The 18,937-nt window shown below is 40.0% G+C and carries 26 protein-coding genes; 22 read left to right on the top strand and 4 right to left on the bottom strand.

Going from position 1 to position 18,937, the window contains the following annotated elements; translation table 11 throughout:
• Positions 1 to 2: 2 nt before the first annotated feature.
• From rplE to rplQ, 15 genes are all read left to right on the top strand, one after another.
• Positions 3 to 539 (top strand): 50S ribosomal protein L5, encoded by a 537-nt coding sequence (gene rplE, locus AC21OG_RS02480; protein WP_486545989.1) that lies wholly within the window; start codon positions 3 to 5, stop codon positions 537 to 539.
• Between the two features lie 12 nt (positions 540 to 551).
• Positions 552 to 857, top strand: a complete 306-nt coding sequence (gene rpsN / locus AC21OG_RS02475; RefSeq protein WP_486545987.1) for a 30S ribosomal protein S14 — start codon at positions 552 to 554, stop codon at positions 855 to 857.
• A gap of 12 nt (positions 858 to 869) precedes the next feature.
• Positions 870 to 1,268 (top strand): 30S ribosomal protein S8, encoded by a 399-nt coding sequence (gene rpsH, locus AC21OG_RS02470; RefSeq protein WP_486545985.1) that lies wholly within the window; start codon positions 870 to 872, stop codon positions 1,266 to 1,268.
• 192 nt (positions 1,269 to 1,460) lie between these two features.
• A complete protein-coding gene (gene rplF / locus AC21OG_RS02465) occupies positions 1,461 to 1,994 on the top strand; it encodes a 50S ribosomal protein L6 (RefSeq protein ID WP_486545984.1) in 534 nt (177 codons plus the stop codon).
• An 11-nt stretch (positions 1,995 to 2,005) separates the two neighbouring features.
• Entirely contained in the window at positions 2,006 to 2,356 is a 351-nt protein-coding gene (rplR, locus tag AC21OG_RS02460; RefSeq protein WP_486545983.1) for a 50S ribosomal protein L18, read from the top strand.
• Positions 2,357 to 2,358: 2 nt separating this feature from the next.
• On the top strand, positions 2,359 to 2,856 hold the full coding sequence (gene rpsE / locus AC21OG_RS02455) for a 30S ribosomal protein S5 (RefSeq protein WP_486545981.1): 498 nt from the start codon (positions 2,359 to 2,361) through the stop codon (positions 2,854 to 2,856).
• A 33-nt stretch (positions 2,857 to 2,889) separates the two neighbouring features.
• Positions 2,890 to 3,069: a 50S ribosomal protein L30 gene (gene rpmD / locus AC21OG_RS02450; protein WP_486531042.1), complete on the top strand. Its 180-nt coding sequence runs from the start codon at positions 2,890 to 2,892 to the stop codon at positions 3,067 to 3,069.
• A complete protein-coding gene (gene rplO / locus AC21OG_RS02445; protein WP_486545979.1) occupies positions 3,069 to 3,518 on the top strand; it encodes a 50S ribosomal protein L15 in 450 nt (149 codons plus the stop codon). The genes rpmD and rplO overlap by 1 nt, the downstream gene beginning before the upstream one ends.
• 5 nt (positions 3,519 to 3,523) lie before the next feature.
• Positions 3,524 to 4,855 (top strand): preprotein translocase subunit SecY, encoded by a 1,332-nt coding sequence (secY, locus tag AC21OG_RS02440; protein WP_486545978.1) that lies wholly within the window; start codon positions 3,524 to 3,526, stop codon positions 4,853 to 4,855.
• Between the two features lie 49 nt (positions 4,856 to 4,904).
• On the top strand, positions 4,905 to 5,021 hold the full coding sequence (gene rpmJ, locus AC21OG_RS02435; protein ID WP_007394227.1) for a 50S ribosomal protein L36: 117 nt from the start codon (positions 4,905 to 4,907) through the stop codon (positions 5,019 to 5,021).
• Positions 5,022 to 5,254: 233 nt separating this feature from the next.
• On the top strand, positions 5,255 to 5,611 hold the full coding sequence (gene rpsM / locus AC21OG_RS02430) for a 30S ribosomal protein S13 (RefSeq protein ID WP_486545976.1): 357 nt from the start codon (positions 5,255 to 5,257) through the stop codon (positions 5,609 to 5,611).
• Positions 5,612 to 5,631: 20 nt separating this feature from the next.
• Entirely contained in the window at positions 5,632 to 6,021 is a 390-nt protein-coding gene (gene rpsK, locus AC21OG_RS02425; protein WP_486545975.1) for a 30S ribosomal protein S11, read from the top strand.
• A gap of 118 nt (positions 6,022 to 6,139) precedes the next feature.
• Positions 6,140 to 6,781 carry a 30S ribosomal protein S4 gene (gene rpsD / locus AC21OG_RS02420; RefSeq protein WP_486545974.1) on the top strand — a complete coding sequence of 214 codons (642 nt, stop codon included), beginning with the start codon at positions 6,140 to 6,142 and terminating at the stop codon, positions 6,779 to 6,781.
• Positions 6,782 to 6,820: 39 nt separating this feature from the next.
• Positions 6,821 to 7,828, top strand: a complete 1,008-nt coding sequence (locus AC21OG_RS02415) for a DNA-directed RNA polymerase subunit alpha (RefSeq protein ID WP_486545972.1) — start codon at positions 6,821 to 6,823, stop codon at positions 7,826 to 7,828.
• A gap of 20 nt (positions 7,829 to 7,848) precedes the next feature.
• Complete coding sequence (rplQ, locus tag AC21OG_RS02410) at positions 7,849 to 8,208, top strand: 50S ribosomal protein L17 (RefSeq protein ID WP_486545970.1); 360 nt, start codon at positions 7,849 to 7,851, stop codon at positions 8,206 to 8,208.
• A 273-nt stretch (positions 8,209 to 8,481) separates the two neighbouring features.
• Here the strand turns inward: rplQ and AC21OG_RS02405 are convergent, their stop codons facing one another.
• The gene (locus tag AC21OG_RS02405; protein WP_487377307.1) at positions 8,482 to 9,102 is read right to left on the bottom strand and encodes an L-threonylcarbamoyladenylate synthase; all 621 of its coding nucleotides are present in this window, start codon (positions 9,100 to 9,102) and stop codon (positions 8,482 to 8,484) included.
• A gap of 120 nt (positions 9,103 to 9,222) precedes the next feature.
• Complete coding sequence (locus tag AC21OG_RS02400; RefSeq protein ID WP_487377308.1) at positions 9,223 to 10,026, bottom strand: elongation factor P hydroxylase; 804 nt, start codon at positions 10,024 to 10,026, stop codon at positions 9,223 to 9,225.
• Positions 10,027 to 10,415: 389 nt separating this feature from the next.
• Here AC21OG_RS02400 and AC21OG_RS02395 point away from each other — a divergent pair, with 389 nt between their 5' ends.
• From AC21OG_RS02395 to lysM, 6 genes are all read left to right on the top strand, one after another.
• Positions 10,416 to 11,030 carry a YceD family protein gene (locus tag AC21OG_RS02395; protein WP_486545965.1) on the top strand — a complete coding sequence of 205 codons (615 nt, stop codon included), beginning with the start codon at positions 10,416 to 10,418 and terminating at the stop codon, positions 11,028 to 11,030.
• A gap of 280 nt (positions 11,031 to 11,310) precedes the next feature.
• On the top strand, positions 11,311 to 11,493 hold the full coding sequence (gene rpmF / locus AC21OG_RS02390; RefSeq protein ID WP_486545964.1) for a 50S ribosomal protein L32: 183 nt from the start codon (positions 11,311 to 11,313) through the stop codon (positions 11,491 to 11,493).
• Positions 11,494 to 11,624: 131 nt separating this feature from the next.
• Complete coding sequence (fabD, locus tag AC21OG_RS02385; RefSeq protein ID WP_487377310.1) at positions 11,625 to 12,623, top strand: ACP S-malonyltransferase; 999 nt, start codon at positions 11,625 to 11,627, stop codon at positions 12,621 to 12,623.
• Positions 12,620 to 13,348 (top strand): 3-oxoacyl-ACP reductase FabG, encoded by a 729-nt coding sequence (fabG, locus tag AC21OG_RS02380; RefSeq protein ID WP_487377312.1) that lies wholly within the window; start codon positions 12,620 to 12,622, stop codon positions 13,346 to 13,348. The genes fabD and fabG overlap by 4 nt, the downstream gene beginning before the upstream one ends.
• A 227-nt stretch (positions 13,349 to 13,575) precedes the next feature.
• Entirely contained in the window at positions 13,576 to 13,818 is a 243-nt protein-coding gene (acpP, locus tag AC21OG_RS02375) for an acyl carrier protein (protein WP_486545961.1), read from the top strand.
• Between the two features lie 376 nt (positions 13,819 to 14,194).
• Positions 14,195 to 14,698: a peptidoglycan-binding protein LysM gene (gene lysM / locus AC21OG_RS02370; RefSeq protein ID WP_486545959.1), complete on the top strand. Its 504-nt coding sequence runs from the start codon at positions 14,195 to 14,197 to the stop codon at positions 14,696 to 14,698.
• A gap of 260 nt (positions 14,699 to 14,958) precedes the next feature.
• Here the strand turns inward: lysM and queG are convergent, their stop codons facing one another.
• On the bottom strand, positions 14,959 to 16,122 hold the full coding sequence (gene queG, locus AC21OG_RS02365; RefSeq protein WP_487377314.1) for a tRNA epoxyqueuosine(34) reductase QueG: 1,164 nt from the start codon (positions 16,120 to 16,122) through the stop codon (positions 14,959 to 14,961).
• Between the two features lie 216 nt (positions 16,123 to 16,338).
• On the opposite strand from queG, the gene AC21OG_RS02360 reads away from it, so the two are divergent.
• Positions 16,339 to 18,018, top strand: a complete 1,680-nt coding sequence (locus AC21OG_RS02360) for an NAD(P)H-hydrate dehydratase (protein ID WP_487377315.1) — start codon at positions 16,339 to 16,341, stop codon at positions 18,016 to 18,018.
• A gap of 164 nt (positions 18,019 to 18,182) precedes the next feature.
• On the opposite strand, the gene AC21OG_RS02355 is transcribed toward AC21OG_RS02360, so the two are convergent.
• Positions 18,183 to 18,746 carry an NUDIX hydrolase gene (locus AC21OG_RS02355; protein ID WP_486545954.1) on the bottom strand — a complete coding sequence of 188 codons (564 nt, stop codon included), beginning with the start codon at positions 18,744 to 18,746 and terminating at the stop codon, positions 18,183 to 18,185.
• Positions 18,747 to 18,937 lie beyond the last annotated feature (191 nt).

Here is an 18,937-nt window from a genome sequence, read left to right as displayed (position 1 = left end):
CAATGGCTAGATTAAAATCATTATACAATGACAAATTAAAGCAACAGATTCAAGATGATTTGGGCTTAAAAAATGTCATGCAAGTACCAAAGATCACCAAAATTACTCTTAATATGGGTGTTGGCGGTGCTTCTCAAGATAAAAAGATTTTGGAAGGTGCCGTGGCTGATATGACGGCAATTGCCGGTCAGAAACCAGTCGTCACTAAAGCACGTAAATCTGTCGCAGGCTTTAAAATTCGTGAAGAATGGCCAATTGGTTGTAAAGTGACACTTCGTGGCGAGCAAATGTATGAGTTTTTAGATCGTCTCATTGCTATCGCAATCCCACGTATCCGTGACTTCCGTGGTTTTTCTCCAAAAGCATTTGACGGACGCGGTAACTACTCGTTAGGTATCAAAGAGCAAATCGTTTTCCCAGAAGTTGACTATGATAAAATTGATCGCCTTCGTGGGCTTGATATCACTATCACGACATCTGCTCAGACCGACGAGCAGGGTCGCGCACTGCTTAAAGCATTCGGCTTCCCATTCAAATAGGAATAAAGCATTATGGCAAAAAAGAGCATGATTAATCGCGAATTAAAGCGCGAGAAAATGGTTGCTAAGTATGCTGAGAAGCGTGCGAAGCTTAAGGCAATCATAAGTGACATGAACGCAAGTGATGAAGAGCGAATGGAAGCCATTCTTGAACTTCAATCACTACCGCGTAACTCGTCTCCAGTAAGATTACGTAACCGTTGTGGTGTTACTGGTCGTCCTCATGGTTACTTCCGTAAGTTTGGTTTATCACGTAACATTTTACGCGAGCGCGTAATGCAAGGTGATGTACCAGGCGTTCGTAAAGCAAGTTGGTAAGGGAGTAATACTATGAGTATGCAAGATACCGTTGCAGATATGCTAACCCGTATTCGTAACGCACAAATGGCACGTAAAGTTTCAGTCGCTATGCCAAGCTCAAAACTACGTAAGTCAATTGCTGATTTACTAGTTTCAGAAGGTTACATAGCATCTGCTGAAGTAACTGATGAAGGTAATGGCAAAGCAACATTAAGTATTGAATTAAAATACTATGAAGGCAAGCCTGTTATTGAAGTAATCAAACGCTTTAGTCGTCCAGGACTTCGTCAATACCGTGGTAAGGATTCAATCCCGTCGGTACAGCAAGGTTTAGGTGTGGCTATCGTATCTACCAGCCAGGGCATCATGAGTGATCGTGCTGCGCGCGCTGCTGGTATTGGTGGCGAGATCATCGCATTTGTCGCCTAAATTTTAATTTGTATTATTTAGCTTTTTAAAACACTGTTAATCAGTTATAATAGGCGCCTTTATTTAGGCCTCTATTAACTCTAATAGTAAAAGCTTGAGTAATATAGAGCTGATTATTTAAATTAACAGGCCTAGTGCCTGTTAATTTTTTCGTAATCATTCGTTATTTATCTGTTATTAAAGGATATTCCTATGTCTCGTGTGGCTAAAGCCCCAGTAACACTGCCTAAAGGCGTAAGTGTTACTTTGAACGGTCAGCAGGTTGAAGTTAAAGGCAGCAAAGGTACAATGTCTTTACACCTGCATGATTTGGTCGAGCTAAAACAAGAAGATGATCAACTGATCTTATCACCTGTTTCTGACTCAAAAGATGCGTGGATGCACACTGGTACTATGCGTTCTACGTTAAACAACTATATTATCGGTGTTTCTGATGGTTTTGAAAGAAAACTTCAGTTGATTGGTGTTGGTTACCGTGCTCAAGTTGCTGGTAATAAAGTAACATTGAACGTTGGTTACTCACACCCAGTCGAATATACACTGCCAGAGGGTGTTACTGCTGAAACGCCAAGCCAAACTGAAATCGTTTTAAAATCAAACGACAAACAAGCTTTGGGTCAAGCTGCTGCGAAAATCCGTGGATATCGTCCACCTGAACCATATAAAGGTAAAGGTATTCGTTACAGTGACGAGCATGTGGTTCGTAAAGAAGCTAAGAAAAAATAAGGTGAAATGACATGTTTGATAAGAAAGCTGCTCGCTTACGTCGAGCTAAAAAAACACGTGCCCACATCCGCTATTTGGGTGTGCATCGGTTAGTAGTTAACCGTACTCCACGCCATATCTATGCTCAGATCATTTCTCCAACCGGCGGAGAAGTTTTAGCTCAAGCGTCGACGCTTGATGAAACATTGCGTTCTGGTGCTACTGGTAACGTTGAAGCAGCGACAGCTGTGGGTAAACTTATTGCTGAACGTGGTAAGTCTGCTGGTATCACTAAAGTCGCCTTTGACCGCAGTGGTTTTAAATACCATGGTCGTGTTAAAGCATTGGCAGAAGCCGCTCGTGAAAATGGATTGGAGTTTTAATCATGGCTAAAGTAGAACAAAACGACGGATTAGTAGAAAAATTAGTTTCTGTTGACCGTGTATCGAAAGTAGTTAAAGGTGGTCGTATCTTTTCATTTACTGCATTAACAGTAGTAGGTGATGGTAATGGTCGTGTTGGATTTGGACGTGGTAAAGCTCGCGAAGTGCCAGCAGCCATCCAAAAGGCACTTGAAGCTGCAAAACGTAACATGATCACAGTAGATCTTGATGGTGTTACGTTACAGCATCCTATCGTAGCCCGTCATGGTGCAAGTAAAGTTTATATGCAGCCTGCTAATGAAGGTACTGGTGTTATTGCCGGTGGTGCTGTTCGTGCAGTGCTTGAATCTGCCGGTGTGGAAAACGTATTGACTAAGTGCTATGGTTCAACGAACCCAACCAACGTAGTTCGTGCGACTTTTAATGGTTTACGCGATATGTCTTCTCCTGAAAAGGCGGCTGCCAAACGTGGTAAATCTGTTGAAGAGATCTTGGGCTAACCATTTTTAAATATATATAGTAGGTGAGTTACGATGAAAACAATGAAAGTTACTCAAATTAAATCTGGTGCCCATCGCCTTAAAAGCCATAAAGCTTGTCTTATGGGGCTAGGTTTACGCCGTATCGGACAAACAGTCGAAGTTGAAGACACCCCTTCAACCCGTGGAATGGTGAATCGCATCAATTACATGGTTAAAGTGGAGGAAGCGTAATGGGACTTAAATTAAACGAATTATCACCAGGTGTTGGTGCTAAGAAAACGGCCCACCGTAAAGGTCGTGGTATCGGTTCTGGTCTTGGCAAAACAGGTGGACGTGGTGTTAAAGGTCAGAAGTCACGTTCAGGGTCAGGCGTTCGTCGCGGATTTGAAGGTGGTCAAATGCCTTTATTCCGTCGAGTACCTAAATTCGGCTTTACCAGCCAGATGGCAATGACAACGGCAGAAGTACGTCTATCAGAACTGAACAAGATTGATGGTGACGTAGTGAGCGTTGAAACCCTTAAAGCATCAAACATTATCCGTCATGATATGAAACGCGCGCGTATCATCTTGTCTGGCGAGATTACTAAAGCTTATACATTTAAAGGTGTTAAAGTGACCAAAGGTGCTAAAGCGGCTATTGAAGCTGCTGGTGGCACAGTTGAGGAAACTGAGGAGTAATTTAAATGGCTAAGCAATCTGGGCCTACCTCTGCTATTCCTATGAATCCACTTGCGTTTATTCGTAAGTATGATGAGCTTTGGAATCGCTTGTTGTTCTTAATGGGGGCGTTGGTTGTTTACCGTTTGGGTTCACATATCCCAGTACCTGGAATAAATCCAAATAGCCTAGCTGAACTTTTCTCTAGAAACGAAAACACCATCTTGAGCATGTTTAACATGTTTTCAGGGGGCGCGTTAGAGAGAATGTCAATTATGGCTTTAGGAATTATGCCTTATATTTCTGCCTCTATTATTGTGCAAATGATGTCAGCGGTATTGCCATCACTTGAGGCTTTAAAAAAGGAGGGAGAGGCTGGTCGACGTAAACTGAATAAGTATACACGGCAGGGCACTCTCTTTTTGGCATCAATTCAAGCCATTTTCATGTGTACTGGACTGATTAGTCAAAATCTGACCTTATCCTCTGGATTGACGTTTTATATCCCTGCTGTCAGTTCACTTGTTGCAGGTGCCATGTTTTTGATGTGGCTCGGTGAGCAAATAACAGAGCGCGGTGTCGGCAATGGCATATCCATGCTTATTTTTGCCAGTATTGTATCAAGTGTTCCTAGTATGCTAGGTCAGTCTTTTGATATGGTTAAGAACGACCCTCAAAGTCTCATCATTTTACTCGTATTTGCTGTTTTGGGTATTGCAGTGACTGCTGGTATTGTTTATATAGAAAGAGCCCAACGTCGAATTCCGGTTAACTATGCGCAAAAACAGCAATTAGGTCGTAAAGTTTACGCAAATCAACAGTCTCATTTACCACTAAAGATTAATATGGCGGGTGTTATTCCCGCAATTTTTGCTAGTGCTCTGTTGATGTTTCCAGCAAGTTTGGGTCAATGGGTAGGTAACTCAGCTGATCCTAGTATGTGGCAGCAGTTTTTGCAAACGATGTCATTAGTTTTAGCTCCGGGTCAGCCTCTTTACCTAGTCCTATTTGGTGCAATGATTATCTTTTTCTGTTATTTCTATACCGCATTGGTTTTTAGTCCTCATGATGTTGCAGAAAATTTAAAACGTAGCGGGGCATATATACCTGGTATCCGACCTGGCATGCAAACCCAGCGTTATCTAGATCACGTACTAAATCGACTTACCTTTATTGGTGCGATTTATATGACTGTGATTTGTTTAATGCCAATGTTATTACAATCCTCATTTGGTATACCATTCCATTTAGGTGGTACCTCATTATTAATTATGGTTGTTGTTGTGATGGACTTTATTTCACAATTACAGGCTCACTTAATGACACATCAGTATCATGATCAGACGCTTATTAAATAGTGTTTCAAAGAGATTTTGAAGCAAAGCGTTTGTTCTATAGGAGATAAGTATGAAAGTTCAAGCATCTGTAAAAAAGATTTGTGGTAGCTGCAAAGTAGTACGCCGTAAAGGTAAAGTACATGTTATTTGTAAAGCAGAACCACGTCATAAGCAACGTCAAGGTTAATCCTTAATTTGTATTTAATCAGTATTCAGAATACAAAGAATAGAGTTTATACTTGAATATTTATGGCGGATGAGTTATCATCCGCCACTTGCCGTCGTTTGCATAGTTTTTGATATTATATTTGGTAGTGACTGAATATAAAGTATTAACTAGTCAAATGGCACAATCTGAAACATAAGTCGTAAGGTTATTTTTTTAGCCAAGACTCATTTTTCACAACTGGAGAGAAATCAATGGCTCGTATTGCCGGCGTCAACATTCCGGATAACAAGCATGCAGTGATTTCATTGACTTATATTTTTGGTATTGGTCGTACTACCGCTCAGCAGATTTTAGATGCGGTTGGTATTGAGCCTACGACAAAAATTAGTCAGTTAGATGACACGCAGCTTGATGCTATCCGTGCTCAAGTTGGTAACTACATGACAGAGGGTGACCTACGTCGTGAAGTTTCAATGAATATTAAGCGTTTGGTCGATTTAGGTTGTTACCGTGGTATTCGCCATCGTCGTAATTTACCTGTAAGAGGTCAAAACACGAAAAATAACGCTCGTACTCGTAAGGGTCCGATTCGTTCAATTAAAAGATAATTAACTTAGGAAGCTAAAAGATGGCAAAAGACACCCGTGGTCGTAAAAAAACGGCTCGTCGTTCGGTATCAGAGGGCGTAGCCCACATTCATGCGTCTTTTAATAACACCATTGTAACGATTACTGATCGTCAAGGTAATGCATTGGCTTGGGCCACCTCAGGTGGACAAGGCTTCCGTGGTTCACGTAAATCAACACCATTTGCAGCTCAGGTTGCCGCTGAAGTAGCTGGTAAAGCTGCTCAAGAATATGGTGTGAAAAATGTCGATGTTCTGGTTAAAGGTCCAGGACCGGGTCGTGAGTCTGCGGTAAGAGCTTTAGGTGCATTAGGTTATAAAATTAACAGCATATCTGATGTTACCCCAATCCCACACAACGGTTGCCGTGCGCCTAAAAAGCGTCGCGTTTAAACTATTATTACCCTATATTTTGCTATGTCGATAGAGAGTAGCAAATGTAAGGTGTGTGAATTAAGACGAAATTACCGTTACAAGTTACTATTAAGACGTAACTCAAGGAGACACAAGCATGGCCCGTTATATAGGTCCAAAATTAAAGTTGTCGCGTCGTGAAGGTACTGATTTACAATTAAAATCAGGTATTAAGCCTTATGATGTAAAGACTAAGAAAGCAGGTCGCGTGCCTGGTCAACATGGCAATACGCGTAATAAAGCTTCTGAATATTCATTACAGCTTCGTGAGAAGCAAAAAGTTAAGCGTATGTATGGCGTATTAGAGCGTCAGTTCGCTAACTATTATAAAGAATCTGCACGTGCACGTGGTGCAACTGGCGAACATCTATTGCAGATGTTAGAACGTCGTCTAGATAATGTTGTATATCGTATGGGTTTTGGCTCAACTCGTGCTGAAGCACGTCAGTTGGTAAGTCACCGTGCCATTATGCTAAAACGAGCTGGACGTGATGAATTTGTTCGTGTGAACATTCCATCAATTCAAGTTCAAGATGGTGATGTTATTGCCATTCACGAAAAAGCGAAAGAACAGTTACGTATTAAGAATGCTATCGAACTTGCTACTCAACGTGGTATCCCTGAATGGTTAGATGTTGATCATAGCAAAATGCAAGGTACATTTAAGCAAGCGCCAGATCGTATTGATCTACCTGCAGAAATCACCGAAAGCTTAATCGTTGAATTGTATTCTAAATAATCGCTAACAATAATTTGATTAACACATCGAGGTGACAATATGATGCTAAATGCTACCGAGTTTCTGACCCCTAATGCCATTAATGTGGATGCGGTGGACGAAACAAATGCAAAAGTCACGCTCGAGCCGTTAGAACGCGGCTTTGGGCATACCTTAGGTAATGCCCTTCGTCGTATTCTTTTATCTTCATTACCTGGTGCAGCTGTAATTGAAGCAGAAATTGAAGGTGTGGATCACGAATACTCTACCCTTGAAGGTCTGCAAGAAGATGTTTTAGATTTGCTTTTAAATCTCAAAGGTCTTGCAATTACTATGCATGATCAAAATGAAGTATTTTTAACTCTAGATAAGAAAGGTCCTGGTACCATCACTGCGGCAGATATTGATTTGCCTCACAATGTTGATATTGTAAACCCTGAATTAGTTCTAGGTACATTAGGTGATCGTGGTCATCTAAAAATGCGCTTACGTGTGGTTATGGGCCGTGGTTATGAGCCTGCTAATTTACGCCGTGAAGATGGTGACACTAAAGCAATCGGCCGTTTGAAATTGGATGCTAGCTTTAGCCCAGTTTCACGTGTGGCTTATCAAGTTGAAAATGCTCGTGTTGAACAGCGTACGGATCTTGATCGATTAATCATTGAATTAGAAACCAATGGTACGATTGATCCAGAAGAAGCAATTCGCAAAGCAGCAACAATTTTGCAGCAACAAATCTCAATTTTTGTAGATTTAGAAGCAGAAGAAGCGCCAGAGCCTGTGAAAGAGAAAGAAGAGGTTGACCCTGTGCTATTACGCCCAGTGGATGATCTTGAACTAACGGTTCGCTCAGCAAACTGTTTAAAAGCTGAAAACATTTACTATATCGGCGATTTGGTACAGCGTTCAGAAACTGAATTGCTTAAGACACCAAACTTAGGTAAGAAGTCATTAACCGAAATCAAAGACGTATTAGCGTCTAAAGGTCTTGAACTGGATATGCGCTTAGAGAATTGGCCACCAGCAGATCTACGTGTTGATGACCGCTTTTCTTATCGTAGCCGTTAAACTATAAAGGATATTTGACCATGCGACATCGTAAGAGTGGAGTTAAGCTGGGTCGCACCGGCAGCCATCGTAAGGCAATGTTCCAGAACATGACAAACTCATTGTTTGAACATGAACTGATTAAAACAACATTACCAAAAGCAAAAGAGCTTCGCCGTGTGGCTGAGCCTCTTATTACCTTGGCAAAAGAAGATTCAGTAGCTAACCGTCGTTTAGCATTCAGCCGTATGCGTGACAAAGCAATGGTTGGTAAGTTATTTAGTACATTAGCACCTCGTTATCAAGAGCGCCCAGGTGGATACATCCGTATCATCAAATGTGGCAATCGTGATGGTGATAATGCACCGATGGCATATGTTGAACTTGTTGATCGTGATTAATATTTTAAAATCCAATGTTTTTAAGGATAATGTTTTAGAAATATTGATTTTAGAAACATAGATTTTTAAAATAGATAGCAACATCGAGTTTGATTAACAGTCTGCTGTTAATACTAAAAACCTCGATAGCTTGGAAAATAATGTTTAATACATTGTTTATTCTAGCTATTGAGGTTTTTTATTTTTACATGTTATTTAAAGTCACAAAGCAGCTACGAGATAAAAAGTAATGCAGTATAAAAAAATACCGTAAACTGGAATAAAACTAATAGATTACTCAAAAATGTGTGAGACGTCTGCAGCGCCTTGACGTATCAATTCCGGTGGGAATGACGTCATGTCAATAACAGTGGTAAGTTTGGTGGTCAAAACACCCGCATTAATCATCAAATCGATGTGATTAGCGAGCTTCTCTTCGATATCAAAGGGATCATCTAATGCGAGCTCCATCTCAGGTAAAATTAAAGAACTTGTGAGGATTGGTTCTCCCATCGACTCTAAAAGCATTTGCGAGATTGTATTTTCTGGTACGCGGATACCGATCGTTTTCTTTTTTGGGTGTGACAGCTTTTTAGGCACATCTTTTGTCGCTTCCAAGATATAGGTAATTGCCGCCGGTGTATTCGCTTTTAGCAGTTTAAACTGTTGATTGTCGACTGTGGCATAGGTGGCTATTTCGCTTAAATCTTTGCACAATAAAGTGAATTGATGCTTATCATCAAGTTGTCGAATAAATCTAAGGGTTTCGATAGCCTTTTTAGAGCCAATTTTGCAGCCAAAGGCATAGCTTGTATCGGTAGGATAGACGATCAGTTTATCGTTATGCAGTGCATCGACCGTTTGTGCGATAAGCCTTGGTTGAGGGTTTTCTGGATGAATATATAACGTTTGCATAAGGAGTCTCTCATAACTTCTTCTTTTGATTATAAAATGATAGCTCAGTGAAAAGCTAAACGAAAAAGTCTATTTAAGCAGGGGAATATGGTTTATGTATTGTCTATTTAATATTGATATTCACGCAGTATCTATATCATGACACAAATAGGCAAGCGCTGTTAACAGTATTTTCGCATCCTGAGGTAATAAGTTAGGTTGGTTAATAAATAGATTGGCTTTAGTATAGACATCTTTTGCAAACGTACTGTCAGTGGTATCAAAGTTTGCGTGCAAATTATCCTGAGATACGCTAAATGTTTTGCCACAAGCTAAAGTAAACAAGCACTCAATGGCTTGTGGTTTAACTTCAACCTTTTCAAAAGCTTTTTGCTGTGCTTCAGTGCGACCATCAGGGGCATACCAATATCCAAAGTCCGGCAAGGTTCGCCGATGACGGCCCGCAATACTCCAGTGACTGATTTCATGTAGAGCACTTTGGAAATAACCATGCGCAAATTCGATTCGTGCAGGCTCGCCATGACATGAAGGGAAATACTCAGGCTCATGACCACCCCGTACCAATTGAACGTTTTTAGAAGCAAATAAGGCATTAAATAAGGTAATTAACCAGTTTACTTCAAGAGTTTCAATATAGTTATCATCGACCTCTAAATAAGCTGTACCTGGATATTGCTTATATTTATGTTGCTTACTTTGCTGTTGCTGAATTGAAAGCCAGTCTTGTTTTAATTTCGGCAGTAAATTATCGACGTCGCTAACGTCATTCAACGTGCTGTATTGGAAGCGTTGATCACTTGAATGGAGTCTATCAAGAGTAGGCCTTATTTTATGGTCAGCGAATCCTAAAGGATCTTTATTTGAGACGATAAGCGCTTTGATTAGCAGGTCAATGGGTAGGTTATTAAAATAATAAGACGTCATACAACAGGCTTTTAATATGATGTGATTGAAATTGAGTAATTTAACTATAAAGTGGGCAAATTACATCAAAATTTAAAACGTTAAATTGAAAATATTCAAAACGCGTGATAAACAGAACTGAATACAGGTTGATTGCACAAGAGTATGGCATAGAAGATTGTATCAAAGACGGTGCAAAAAATTGTGGGTATTTTAACCACTCATTTTTAACACCCTATAACTATTTTAAATATGATTCTGTCGGTTGCTATGTAAAAGAGCGATACCTATAAGCCATATCATTATCAAAAAGAGTCATTATAATAATAGGAATGGAGGTATGTAAGGGTTAAAGTATCGAGAATTATCCACAGCAAACTGCCGAATTAAGTTTTAAACCAGAGAGAAATATGACAAAATATAGTCCAGATAATAAATCCACTAACTTAATGGATGCTACCTTGAGTAATAATACAGAAAAAAGCGCTCAGCAGTTACCTAACCATGTGAATTTGGAAAAATGGGAAGATAGCGGGTATATATGGTCAGGGACTATCACACCGAGCTTATTAAAACGTTTGGACGATATTGTACCTGAAGATTATCGAGATAAGCCTATTGAACTAAAATGTGAGCTTAAAAAGCAGGGTCAGTTATTGACTTTAATGATGCAATTCACGGGTGAGGTTTGGGTGATTTGCCAACGTTGTTTGGCACCTATGTCTATCGATATCACACACGAAGCACAGTTAGTTTTATTACAGCATGCAGATCAAGAAAGTTTGATAGATGAGTCAGACGACTATCTGCTACTTGAAGAGCTGTTGGCAGATCAACCGGAAAATAAAAAAGGTGACCGACTACTGCCACTTAAGAAATTAGTGGAAGATGAGTTGCTACTCGATGTACCTTTATCAGCGAAACATGATGATTGTGAAATGGCTGTCGAACAAGTTGGTGAAATAGTTGAAGAAGAAGCTGAGAGCCCTTTTGCAGCTTTAGAAGTTCTTAAGGGTAAGTTATAAACCGTTACTCAATTTAAGGCTTACTATTTAGAGAGTTTAGAGCCATTAGCATGCTTAAAGGTGAAGTAGAGATTAACCCTTTATTTTATACAATAAAGCGGGTATAATCTCTCGTTTATTATTCCCAGATTCATAACCTATTTGATTTTTAATAAGAGTTGCTCTTATTGAGGTCAATAGAGAACTCATTTTGCAAAGTGCTATTATATTTTATCTGATTAATTGATTAACGATATAATACGTATCTTAGCAGTATATTTTTAGAATAGGAGCAAGACCCATGGCTGTTCAAAAAAGTCGTAAAAGCCGCTCACGCCGTGATATGCGTCGTTCACACCATCATATGGAAGTTGCTGAGCTAAGCATCGATGCCACTACTGGTGAAAAACATCGTCGTCACCATATGACGAAAGATGGTTTCTATCGTGGCCGTCAGTTGTTCAAAGTGAGTCAAGAAGACTAGTTACCTTCAATTATCATGATTGTGGTGTAGTATAAGAGCTAAGCCCTACCAATAATCCAATATTATTGGCGGTGCTTAGCTCTTTTTTATATGTATCTATTTAGATACCTATTGTCATAAGAAGGCTTACAATGTCATTAAAACAGTCTCTATCCGTAAAAAAACATAGTCAACCTGATATACCGCGCCGTATTGCTGTTGTCTTTCCTGGACAAGGGTCTCAAACTGTCGGGATGCTCAACGAGCTTAGTGAGCTATATCCTATCGTTAAGCAGACATTTAGTGAGGCCAGTGATGCCTTAGGATTTGATTTATGGGCAGTCTGTCAAGATGATATTGCATTGGCTAAAACTGAAAACACACAACCAGCCTTGTTAGCCGCTAGTATAGCCATATGGCGAATTCTAAAAGATAACACTCATTTTGAGCCTCTGTTTTTAGCAGGCCACTCATTAGGTGAGTACAGCGCATTATGTGCGTCAGGTGTGTTAAGTCTGGCGGATGCGGTAAAACTGGTGCACGCACGTGGTCAATATATGCAACAGGCAGTTGCAGGAATAGAAACTAAAATGGCTGCGGTACTTGGCTTAGATAATAGTCAAGTAATTAGCATTTGCGAACAAGCTCAAAGTAGTCAGGACAATGCTATAGTGAGTCCAGCTAACTTTAACAGTCCAGGGCAAGTTGTAGTCGCAGGAAATGAGCTAGGTATGGACTTATTAAGTCAACATATTCAGTGCATGGGTAAAAAGATGGTGCCACTAAAGGTAAGCGTTCCATCACATACTGAGCTGATGCAACATGCCAGTGAAGCGCTCTCAGAAAAGCTGAGTCAGGTTGAGTTTGAATTGCCAGTGAGTCCTGTTTTGCAAAATAGACATGCCAATGAAGAAAAAACAGTTGCCGGTATCAAAAAAGCACTGATAGAACAGCTGAGTCACCCGGTACTTTGGACCCAAACGATGCAAAAGTTGGCGGATAAACATATTAACTTAATTATAGAATGTGGTGCAGGTACTGTGTTGAGCAACTTAGCTAAGAGACAAGAGACCCCGATAATGGCATATCCAACTGATAAGCCTGAGCGTCTCATGAAGTTATTTGATAAGTTGAATGAGGAGTCATCATGAGCCGTACTATTATATTAGTTACAGGTGCCAGTCGTGGTATTGGGAAAGCCATTGCAAAACGCTTTGCTAAAGAAGGCCATTTTGTGATTGGGACAGCGACCTCTACTGAAGGGGCTCAAGCCATCGATGACTATTTACATGATGCGGGAGGGATTGGCCGTGTATTAAATGTTACTGACCAACTTCAAATCGACAAGCTGTTTGAAGAGATCGAAAGTGTGTACGGTAGTGTGCAAGTATTAGTCAACAATGCAGGTATCTCTCAAGATGGTTTGCTCATACGCATGAAAGATGAAGACTGGGATACGGTCATCGATACAAACTTAACCGCCATTTATCGTATGAGTAAACGAGCTATTCGCGGTATGATGAAAGCCCGTAAAGGACGCATTATTAATATCTCATCTGTCGTGGCACAAATGGGAAATGCCGGACAAGCCAACTATGCTGCTACTAAAGCAGGTTTAGAAGGTTTTAGCCGTACATTGGCACGTGAGATAGGGTCACGTCAGGTCACTGTCAATTGCGTGGCGCCTGGTCTTATTGAAACAGATATGACGGATGAGCTAGATGAGCGTCTACTTAACTCAATGTTAGATGCTGTGCCAGTAGGGCGTCTAGGACAACCCGAAGACGTGGCAGCGACCGTGTCTTTTTTAGCAAGTGATGAGGCGAGCTATATTACTGGCGCCGTTATACCGGTCAATGGCGGGATGTATATGTAATATCATTGTTGAAATGTAATAATTTAGAATTGTAAAGTGTCTGTGTTTATTATAAGCAGTGAGTCGTGTTATTATTAAGGTAATGCTTTCTTCTTATAATTTCTTATATACTGGAAACAGATAGTCTTTGAAGGGTTGAGATAGATTGAGTCAATATTACCCTTTAGGCCTTAAATACTTAAACATTAATTTAGATAATATTTAACAATAATAGGATGGAGATTCCAATGAGCGAAGAAATTGAATTAAAAGTAAAATCAGCAGTTGCTGAGCAGTTAGATGTGAATGTTGAAGACATTAAAAATGATTCATCATTTATTAATGATCTTGGTGCTGACTCATTAGACTTAGTTGAGCTTGTGATGACTTTTGAAAATGATTTTGACATTACCATACCTGATGATGATTCAAATGAATTAACAACGGTGCAAAAAGCGGTTGATTATATTAAGTCAAAGTTAGATTCTTAATCTAGGCAATAAATAGCTTATTAACATAAGCTTAGTATTATTAGCTTAGTATCATTAGCTTAGTATCATGAAAAGACCATAATAACTTATGGTCTTTTTTATGTTTGAACCTATTTAATCAATTATTAGCATAATAAAATTTAACAATTAACTACATTCGCTTAGTAAACTGTTAATTAAGTTATAGGTATACTTTAGGGGTGACATTCTATCAATATAGATTATTTTTAGGTTATCTGACAGGTTATGTTTAAACTCTTTAATCATAATTTTGACATAAATGGTAATCAGATAAATAATAAGATATTATAATAACGTTATTTATTAATAATAATTTATAATCTATATCATAAACAGTAATTTTAAGGAGAAAACAATGGGAATTTTTAGTTTTGCAAAAGACATCGGTGATAAGATTTTTAATCGTGAAGATGCGGACAAGGAACAAGCGTCAAATGCGGATGCCTCTAAACCTGCAGCTTCTACTGAGCCCTCAGCTCAGTCAGTTGCTAATCTTTTATTAAAGCGTATTCAGCAACAAAATTTAGAGATTAGCGATCTTAAAGTTAAATATAATGGTTCATCAGATACTGCTGAAATCAGTGGTAAAGCCAAAACGCAAGCAGACCGTGAAAAAGCGATTATCGCTATTGGTAATGTACAAAACGTTGCTAAAGTTATCGATAACATTGATATTGAGCAAGATGCACCTGAGTCAACTATGTACACCGTGAAGTCTGGTGATTCACTGTCTAAGATTGCTCAAGAAGTATATGGCTCTGCAAATGAATACAACAAGATTTTCGAAGCCAACAAGCCTATGCTTACCAGCCCTGATAAAATTTATCCTGGTCAAGTTTTACGTATTCCAAAGCCTTAATTTAAAAGCAATAGCTTGATAGTTAATTAGATTTTTACTATTTAAATGACATAAAAATATTAAATGACATAAAAATAAAGACGTTTACTCTAAGAGTAAGCGTCTTTTTAGTTCTGTTTATGATGATTTAGATGCATGTAAAAGTAGACCAGTTTTAAATGGATTGTTTTGTTTATTATTTTATTAAACCCTATTCATTATTCTCAATTGCTCTAAACGATTACTCTAAAATGGAAATTGAGCTTTTACGCCAGTGATGCTTACTCTTCATTCTTTAATATTTGTTCATTAATCGCCCAATGGATATGCTCATCGAGTATGTCGTTGTGCAGACCTAATCGGGAGGATAATAGCCTATTATGTTCAGGGTCATAGGGAGCATTACCGATAGCGATGGCTATATTCCTTAAGAAATTAAGATAGCCGGTGCGACGTATGGGGCTGCCTTGTGTTCGCTCTAAAAACTCAGCTTCCGTCCACTGCCATAGCTCAGTTAATAAACGGTTATCAAGACCATGTCGGGCATGAAAGTCATCAATAGGACTGACTTTAGCATATCGATTCCATGGGCATATCAGCTGACAGTCATCACATCCAAATATTCGGTTACCTATTGCCCGGCGGTACTTCTCTTCAATGATCCCATCATGTTCTATCGTTAAATATGAGATGCAAGCACTGGCGTTGAGCTGATAGGGTGCAATGATAGCTTGGGTCGGACAAATATCTATACAGGCACGACAGCTGCCACAATGCGCTGATACAGGCGTATCTTCAGGTAAAGTTAAGCTTAGAAAAAGCTCGCCTAATACAAAAAACGAACCAGATTGCCTATTGATCAGTAACGTGTGCTTACCTGTCCAGCCTAAGCCCGCTTGATCGGCTAAAGGCCGCTCAAAGATAGGCGCAGAATCGCTAAAGGGTCTAAAAACAAAAGGTAAGTCTGCTCCCACCGCCAGATGGTGCCACTGAGGCAGCATGGTCTCAATCTGTTGCGCCAGTTGCTTTAGGCGAGAGCGCATGGTTTTATGATAGTCACGCCCACGAGCATAGCGGGCAATGATGGCATGATTAGGACGCAGGTTGTCCTCAACTTGACGCGGCTTTGGTGGAATTTCAAGATAGTCCATGCGCACTGAGATAATAGTGCGTGCGCCTTCTACTAGTAAGGCAGGATTGGCGCGCTTGTCATGATTGTTCTCCATAAATTGGAGCTGACCATGATGACCCTGTGCCAACCAGTCACGAAGTCCCTGCATTTGTGCTTCGAAAACGGGGTTGTCAACACTGACAAAGCCGCAATCTGCAAACCCAAGCGCCAACGCCTGATCATGAATCCAAGTTTTAACGTCATGGGCATCGTTAAAAGGATTAATGGTCAGCTCATTATCAGCAGCCGGTTGTGTGCTTACAGAGTTAGACATATTAAGTTAGGACTCAAGGGAGAACAATAAAGGCAACGTGTACAATGATGTTGGTATGATAAGCTATTAATAGGAAAATATAAAATTTATGTCAAATTCCAAACGAGCATTAAAACTGTCAGTCAACTCAATACAAAATAGCACGTCACATTATGTCATAAATGAATATGCCAGAATAAAAAATGCCTACATTAAATAAATAGGAGACGCCCTAAGATGTCAAATTCAGCACGTTTACATATTAAACCTAAACTAAAATACTCAAGTTTAAGTCTACCTTTGTTCACCCCTGATCAAGTTTATGATATTGAAAAAAATTGGTTTGACGCAGGTAATCAAAGCTATGGTCTTATGCAACAAGCCGCTTGGCAAATCTCACAATGGATTTATCAGTCCTATTTGATCAATGACGTAGTAAAAGAGGATCTAGTAAAGCACACTTTTAATGTGAGTGTCTGGGTAGGTAGCGGAAATAACGGGGGTGATGGCTGGTGTGTGGCATATTATTTGAGCCAAATGGGCGCTCAGGTATCGGTCGTAGAAGTGGCTAAAGCAACTACGAGTGACGCCACGGCGGCTAAGAACACTGCCATCGAGCAAGGTGTAGAGGTCATCGATTTTCATCAAGTGTTAGATCACCAGTACCCATTAAACGCGGATATTATTATCGATGCGCTGTTTGGTATCGGTTTGGATCGTGCGCCTCAAGATGATACTGCAAAAGCCATCGATTATATCAATACTGCAAGGCGTGAAGCTGGTAGTGCGGGACTTCAGGTTATCAGTATTGATGTGCCAAGTGGGTTAGTATCGAGTACCGGTCAAGTCTTTGAAAGCTGCGCTATTAATGCTGATATTACGTTATGTCTGGTAGCACGAAAGATTGGGTTACATCTTAAGGATGCTGCGGACTATACGGGGGATATCGTTGATATACCTTTGATACCGAGTGTGCTGACACAGCGTCCTATTGCACAATTACAATATAATGCGTTACCCATTCGGCGCCGAAAAAATAATACCCATAAGGGAAGCTTTGGTCATGCCTTGATAGTAGGGGGCAATCAGGTAGATGGCTCGCAAGGTATGGGAGGCGCTGCCATATTGTCTGCAAGTACAGCCATGTCTGTAGGACTAGGTAAATTGACCGTTGCTTGCCACAACACCTTTCATAGCAGTCTGATTGCAACTGTGCCCAATGCAATGACAGTGGATTTACATGACACGACAGGGGTTAAAGCCTTGATTGGGGAATGTAATGTCATGGCAATTGGTATGGGTCTAGGACGCGATAAAAAAAGCTTGTCGTTATTCGAAACCTATTTACGCACTGCCATGGAGGAGGGGGTGGATATGGTGATTGATGCAGATGGGCTGTATCATCTGAATACCCTCTCTGAAAAAAGCCAAACCTTGATTGATCATCTAAAAAAACATTCACTTGAGCATCAAGTGTGGTATACACCGCATAGTGGTGAGGCGGCGAGACTATTGAATACGGATGCAGAACATATAGAATCAGATCGACTGGCGTCAATAAAGCGCTTGGCTGATAAGTATCATGGCAGTTGGTTGCTCAAAGGGGCAGGCTCTATCGTTATTGAGCAAAGCCAGGAGAATGAACAAGGTAAGCCACAACCACAGGCATACGTATGTGCAGCGGGCAATCCTGGTATGGCAACAGCAGGTATGGGGGATGTATTATCTGGATTGGCGGCTGGGTTACTTGCGCAAACAGCTCTAGAGCCAGAATGTCGCAGTTTGCAGCAAGCGGTTTTAATCCATGCTATGGCAGGTGATAGGTTAGAAAAAGAAGTCGGCGTTTGGGCACTACAGGCCACTGATATGCCAAGCGCTGTAGGCAAAGTTATGCAACAATTGACCGTTATGTCATAAGTAACGATTGGCGTAAAACTACAATAGTGAGCAACTGGGAGTTATTTATCAGCGCGGGCTGTACGGTAGTTGCAGAGGTGATATAAATAACTTTCAGTTGCCTATAATAAGGCGCTATTCACTTTTTCGCTAAACTCAAGAGAGAACTTAATAGCAAAGAGAACTTAATAGCGCTTAATGCTTTTATCTTTTGAAATGATTTCTTGATGGATAGGGAAGGTGTTATGACTATCAAACGATTGACGATCTTTAAAATAATGATTCAACGTACGTCTTACTGCCTCAAAGGCAATCTCATCCCAAGGAATATCTTTTTCTTCGAACAACGCACATTCAAGACTTTCAGGCCCAACATCATATCGACCTTCTTTTAAGTCGGACAAATACATTACATAAATTTGACCAATATCAGGAATGTCATACAGACAATATAGATGAGGATTGATGGCGACAGCATCCGCTTCTTCAACTGTCTCTCGAGCAGCACCCTCAGCCATGGTTTCACCAATTTCCATAAATCCGGCAGGCAGCGTCCAATACCCATATCTGGGTTCGATCGCACGGCGACACAGCAGTACTTTGTCATCATGAATAACGATAGCCCCGCATATAACCTTTGGGTTTACGTAGTGAATATAATGACAATTTGGACAAACCAAACGTTCATTATGATCGCCTTCTGGAATTTTGTATTCTGCTTGATGTCCGCATTGTAAACAGTACGCCATACAGGTGTCCTTCTCTTTAAAATATGCTGCTAATTTTATTTATTATCGGTAAAGCTTATATTAAACTGACTATTTACATCCTTCAAAATTAACGTCTTTAAAATTTAAAGGGTGAATCTTGAGCACTTAATTATTTTAAGAAATTGATCGTTTTAAGCTGTTTTATTTTCAGTTATTTAATCAAATAGTGT

The sequence above is a fragment of the Psychrobacter sp. CX5 genome (genome assembly GCF_057621535.2).
Note: the sequence above shows the minus strand (reverse complement) of the source record. Positions and strands in the feature narration are given on the sequence as shown.

Coding starts and splice junctions, on each gene's coding strand:
- AC21OG_RS02355 (WP_486545954.1), bottom strand. CDS start 18,746: ATGGCGTACTGTTTACAATGCGGACATCAAGCAGAATACAAAATTCCA.
- rplE (WP_486545989.1), top strand. CDS start 3: ATGGCTAGATTAAAATCATTATACAATGACAAATTAAAGCAACAGATT.
- rpsK (WP_486545975.1), top strand. CDS start 5,632: ATGGCAAAAGACACCCGTGGTCGTAAAAAAACGGCTCGTCGTTCGGTA.
- rpsN (WP_486545987.1), top strand. CDS start 552: ATGGCAAAAAAGAGCATGATTAATCGCGAATTAAAGCGCGAGAAAATG.
- rplQ (WP_486545970.1), top strand. CDS start 7,849: ATGCGACATCGTAAGAGTGGAGTTAAGCTGGGTCGCACCGGCAGCCAT.
- AC21OG_RS02360 (WP_487377315.1), top strand. CDS start 16,339: ATGTCAAATTCAGCACGTTTACATATTAAACCTAAACTAAAATACTCA.
- rplR (WP_486545983.1), top strand. CDS start 2,006: ATGTTTGATAAGAAAGCTGCTCGCTTACGTCGAGCTAAAAAAACACGT.
- AC21OG_RS02400 (WP_487377308.1), bottom strand. CDS start 10,026: ATGACGTCTTATTATTTTAATAACCTACCCATTGACCTGCTAATCAAA.
- rplF (WP_486545984.1), top strand. CDS start 1,461: ATGTCTCGTGTGGCTAAAGCCCCAGTAACACTGCCTAAAGGCGTAAGT.
- queG (WP_487377314.1), bottom strand. CDS start 16,122: ATGTCTAACTCTGTAAGCACACAACCGGCTGCTGATAATGAGCTGACC.
- AC21OG_RS02415 (WP_486545972.1), top strand. CDS start 6,821: ATGATGCTAAATGCTACCGAGTTTCTGACCCCTAATGCCATTAATGTG.
- AC21OG_RS02395 (WP_486545965.1), top strand. CDS start 10,416: ATGACAAAATATAGTCCAGATAATAAATCCACTAACTTAATGGATGCT.
- fabD (WP_487377310.1), top strand. CDS start 11,625: ATGTCATTAAAACAGTCTCTATCCGTAAAAAAACATAGTCAACCTGAT.
- rplO (WP_486545979.1), top strand. CDS start 3,069: ATGGGACTTAAATTAAACGAATTATCACCAGGTGTTGGTGCTAAGAAA.
- rpsE (WP_486545981.1), top strand. CDS start 2,359: ATGGCTAAAGTAGAACAAAACGACGGATTAGTAGAAAAATTAGTTTCT.
- rpmF (WP_486545964.1), top strand. CDS start 11,311: ATGGCTGTTCAAAAAAGTCGTAAAAGCCGCTCACGCCGTGATATGCGT.
- fabG (WP_487377312.1), top strand. CDS start 12,620: ATGAGCCGTACTATTATATTAGTTACAGGTGCCAGTCGTGGTATTGGG.
- rpsH (WP_486545985.1), top strand. CDS start 870: ATGAGTATGCAAGATACCGTTGCAGATATGCTAACCCGTATTCGTAAC.
- rpsD (WP_486545974.1), top strand. CDS start 6,140: ATGGCCCGTTATATAGGTCCAAAATTAAAGTTGTCGCGTCGTGAAGGT.
- lysM (WP_486545959.1), top strand. CDS start 14,195: ATGGGAATTTTTAGTTTTGCAAAAGACATCGGTGATAAGATTTTTAAT.
- secY (WP_486545978.1), top strand. CDS start 3,524: ATGGCTAAGCAATCTGGGCCTACCTCTGCTATTCCTATGAATCCACTT.
- rpsM (WP_486545976.1), top strand. CDS start 5,255: ATGGCTCGTATTGCCGGCGTCAACATTCCGGATAACAAGCATGCAGTG.
- rpmJ (WP_007394227.1), top strand. CDS start 4,905: ATGAAAGTTCAAGCATCTGTAAAAAAGATTTGTGGTAGCTGCAAAGTA.
- acpP (WP_486545961.1), top strand. CDS start 13,576: ATGAGCGAAGAAATTGAATTAAAAGTAAAATCAGCAGTTGCTGAGCAG.
- AC21OG_RS02405 (WP_487377307.1), bottom strand. CDS start 9,102: ATGCAAACGTTATATATTCATCCAGAAAACCCTCAACCAAGGCTTATC.
- rpmD (WP_486531042.1), top strand. CDS start 2,890: ATGAAAACAATGAAAGTTACTCAAATTAAATCTGGTGCCCATCGCCTT.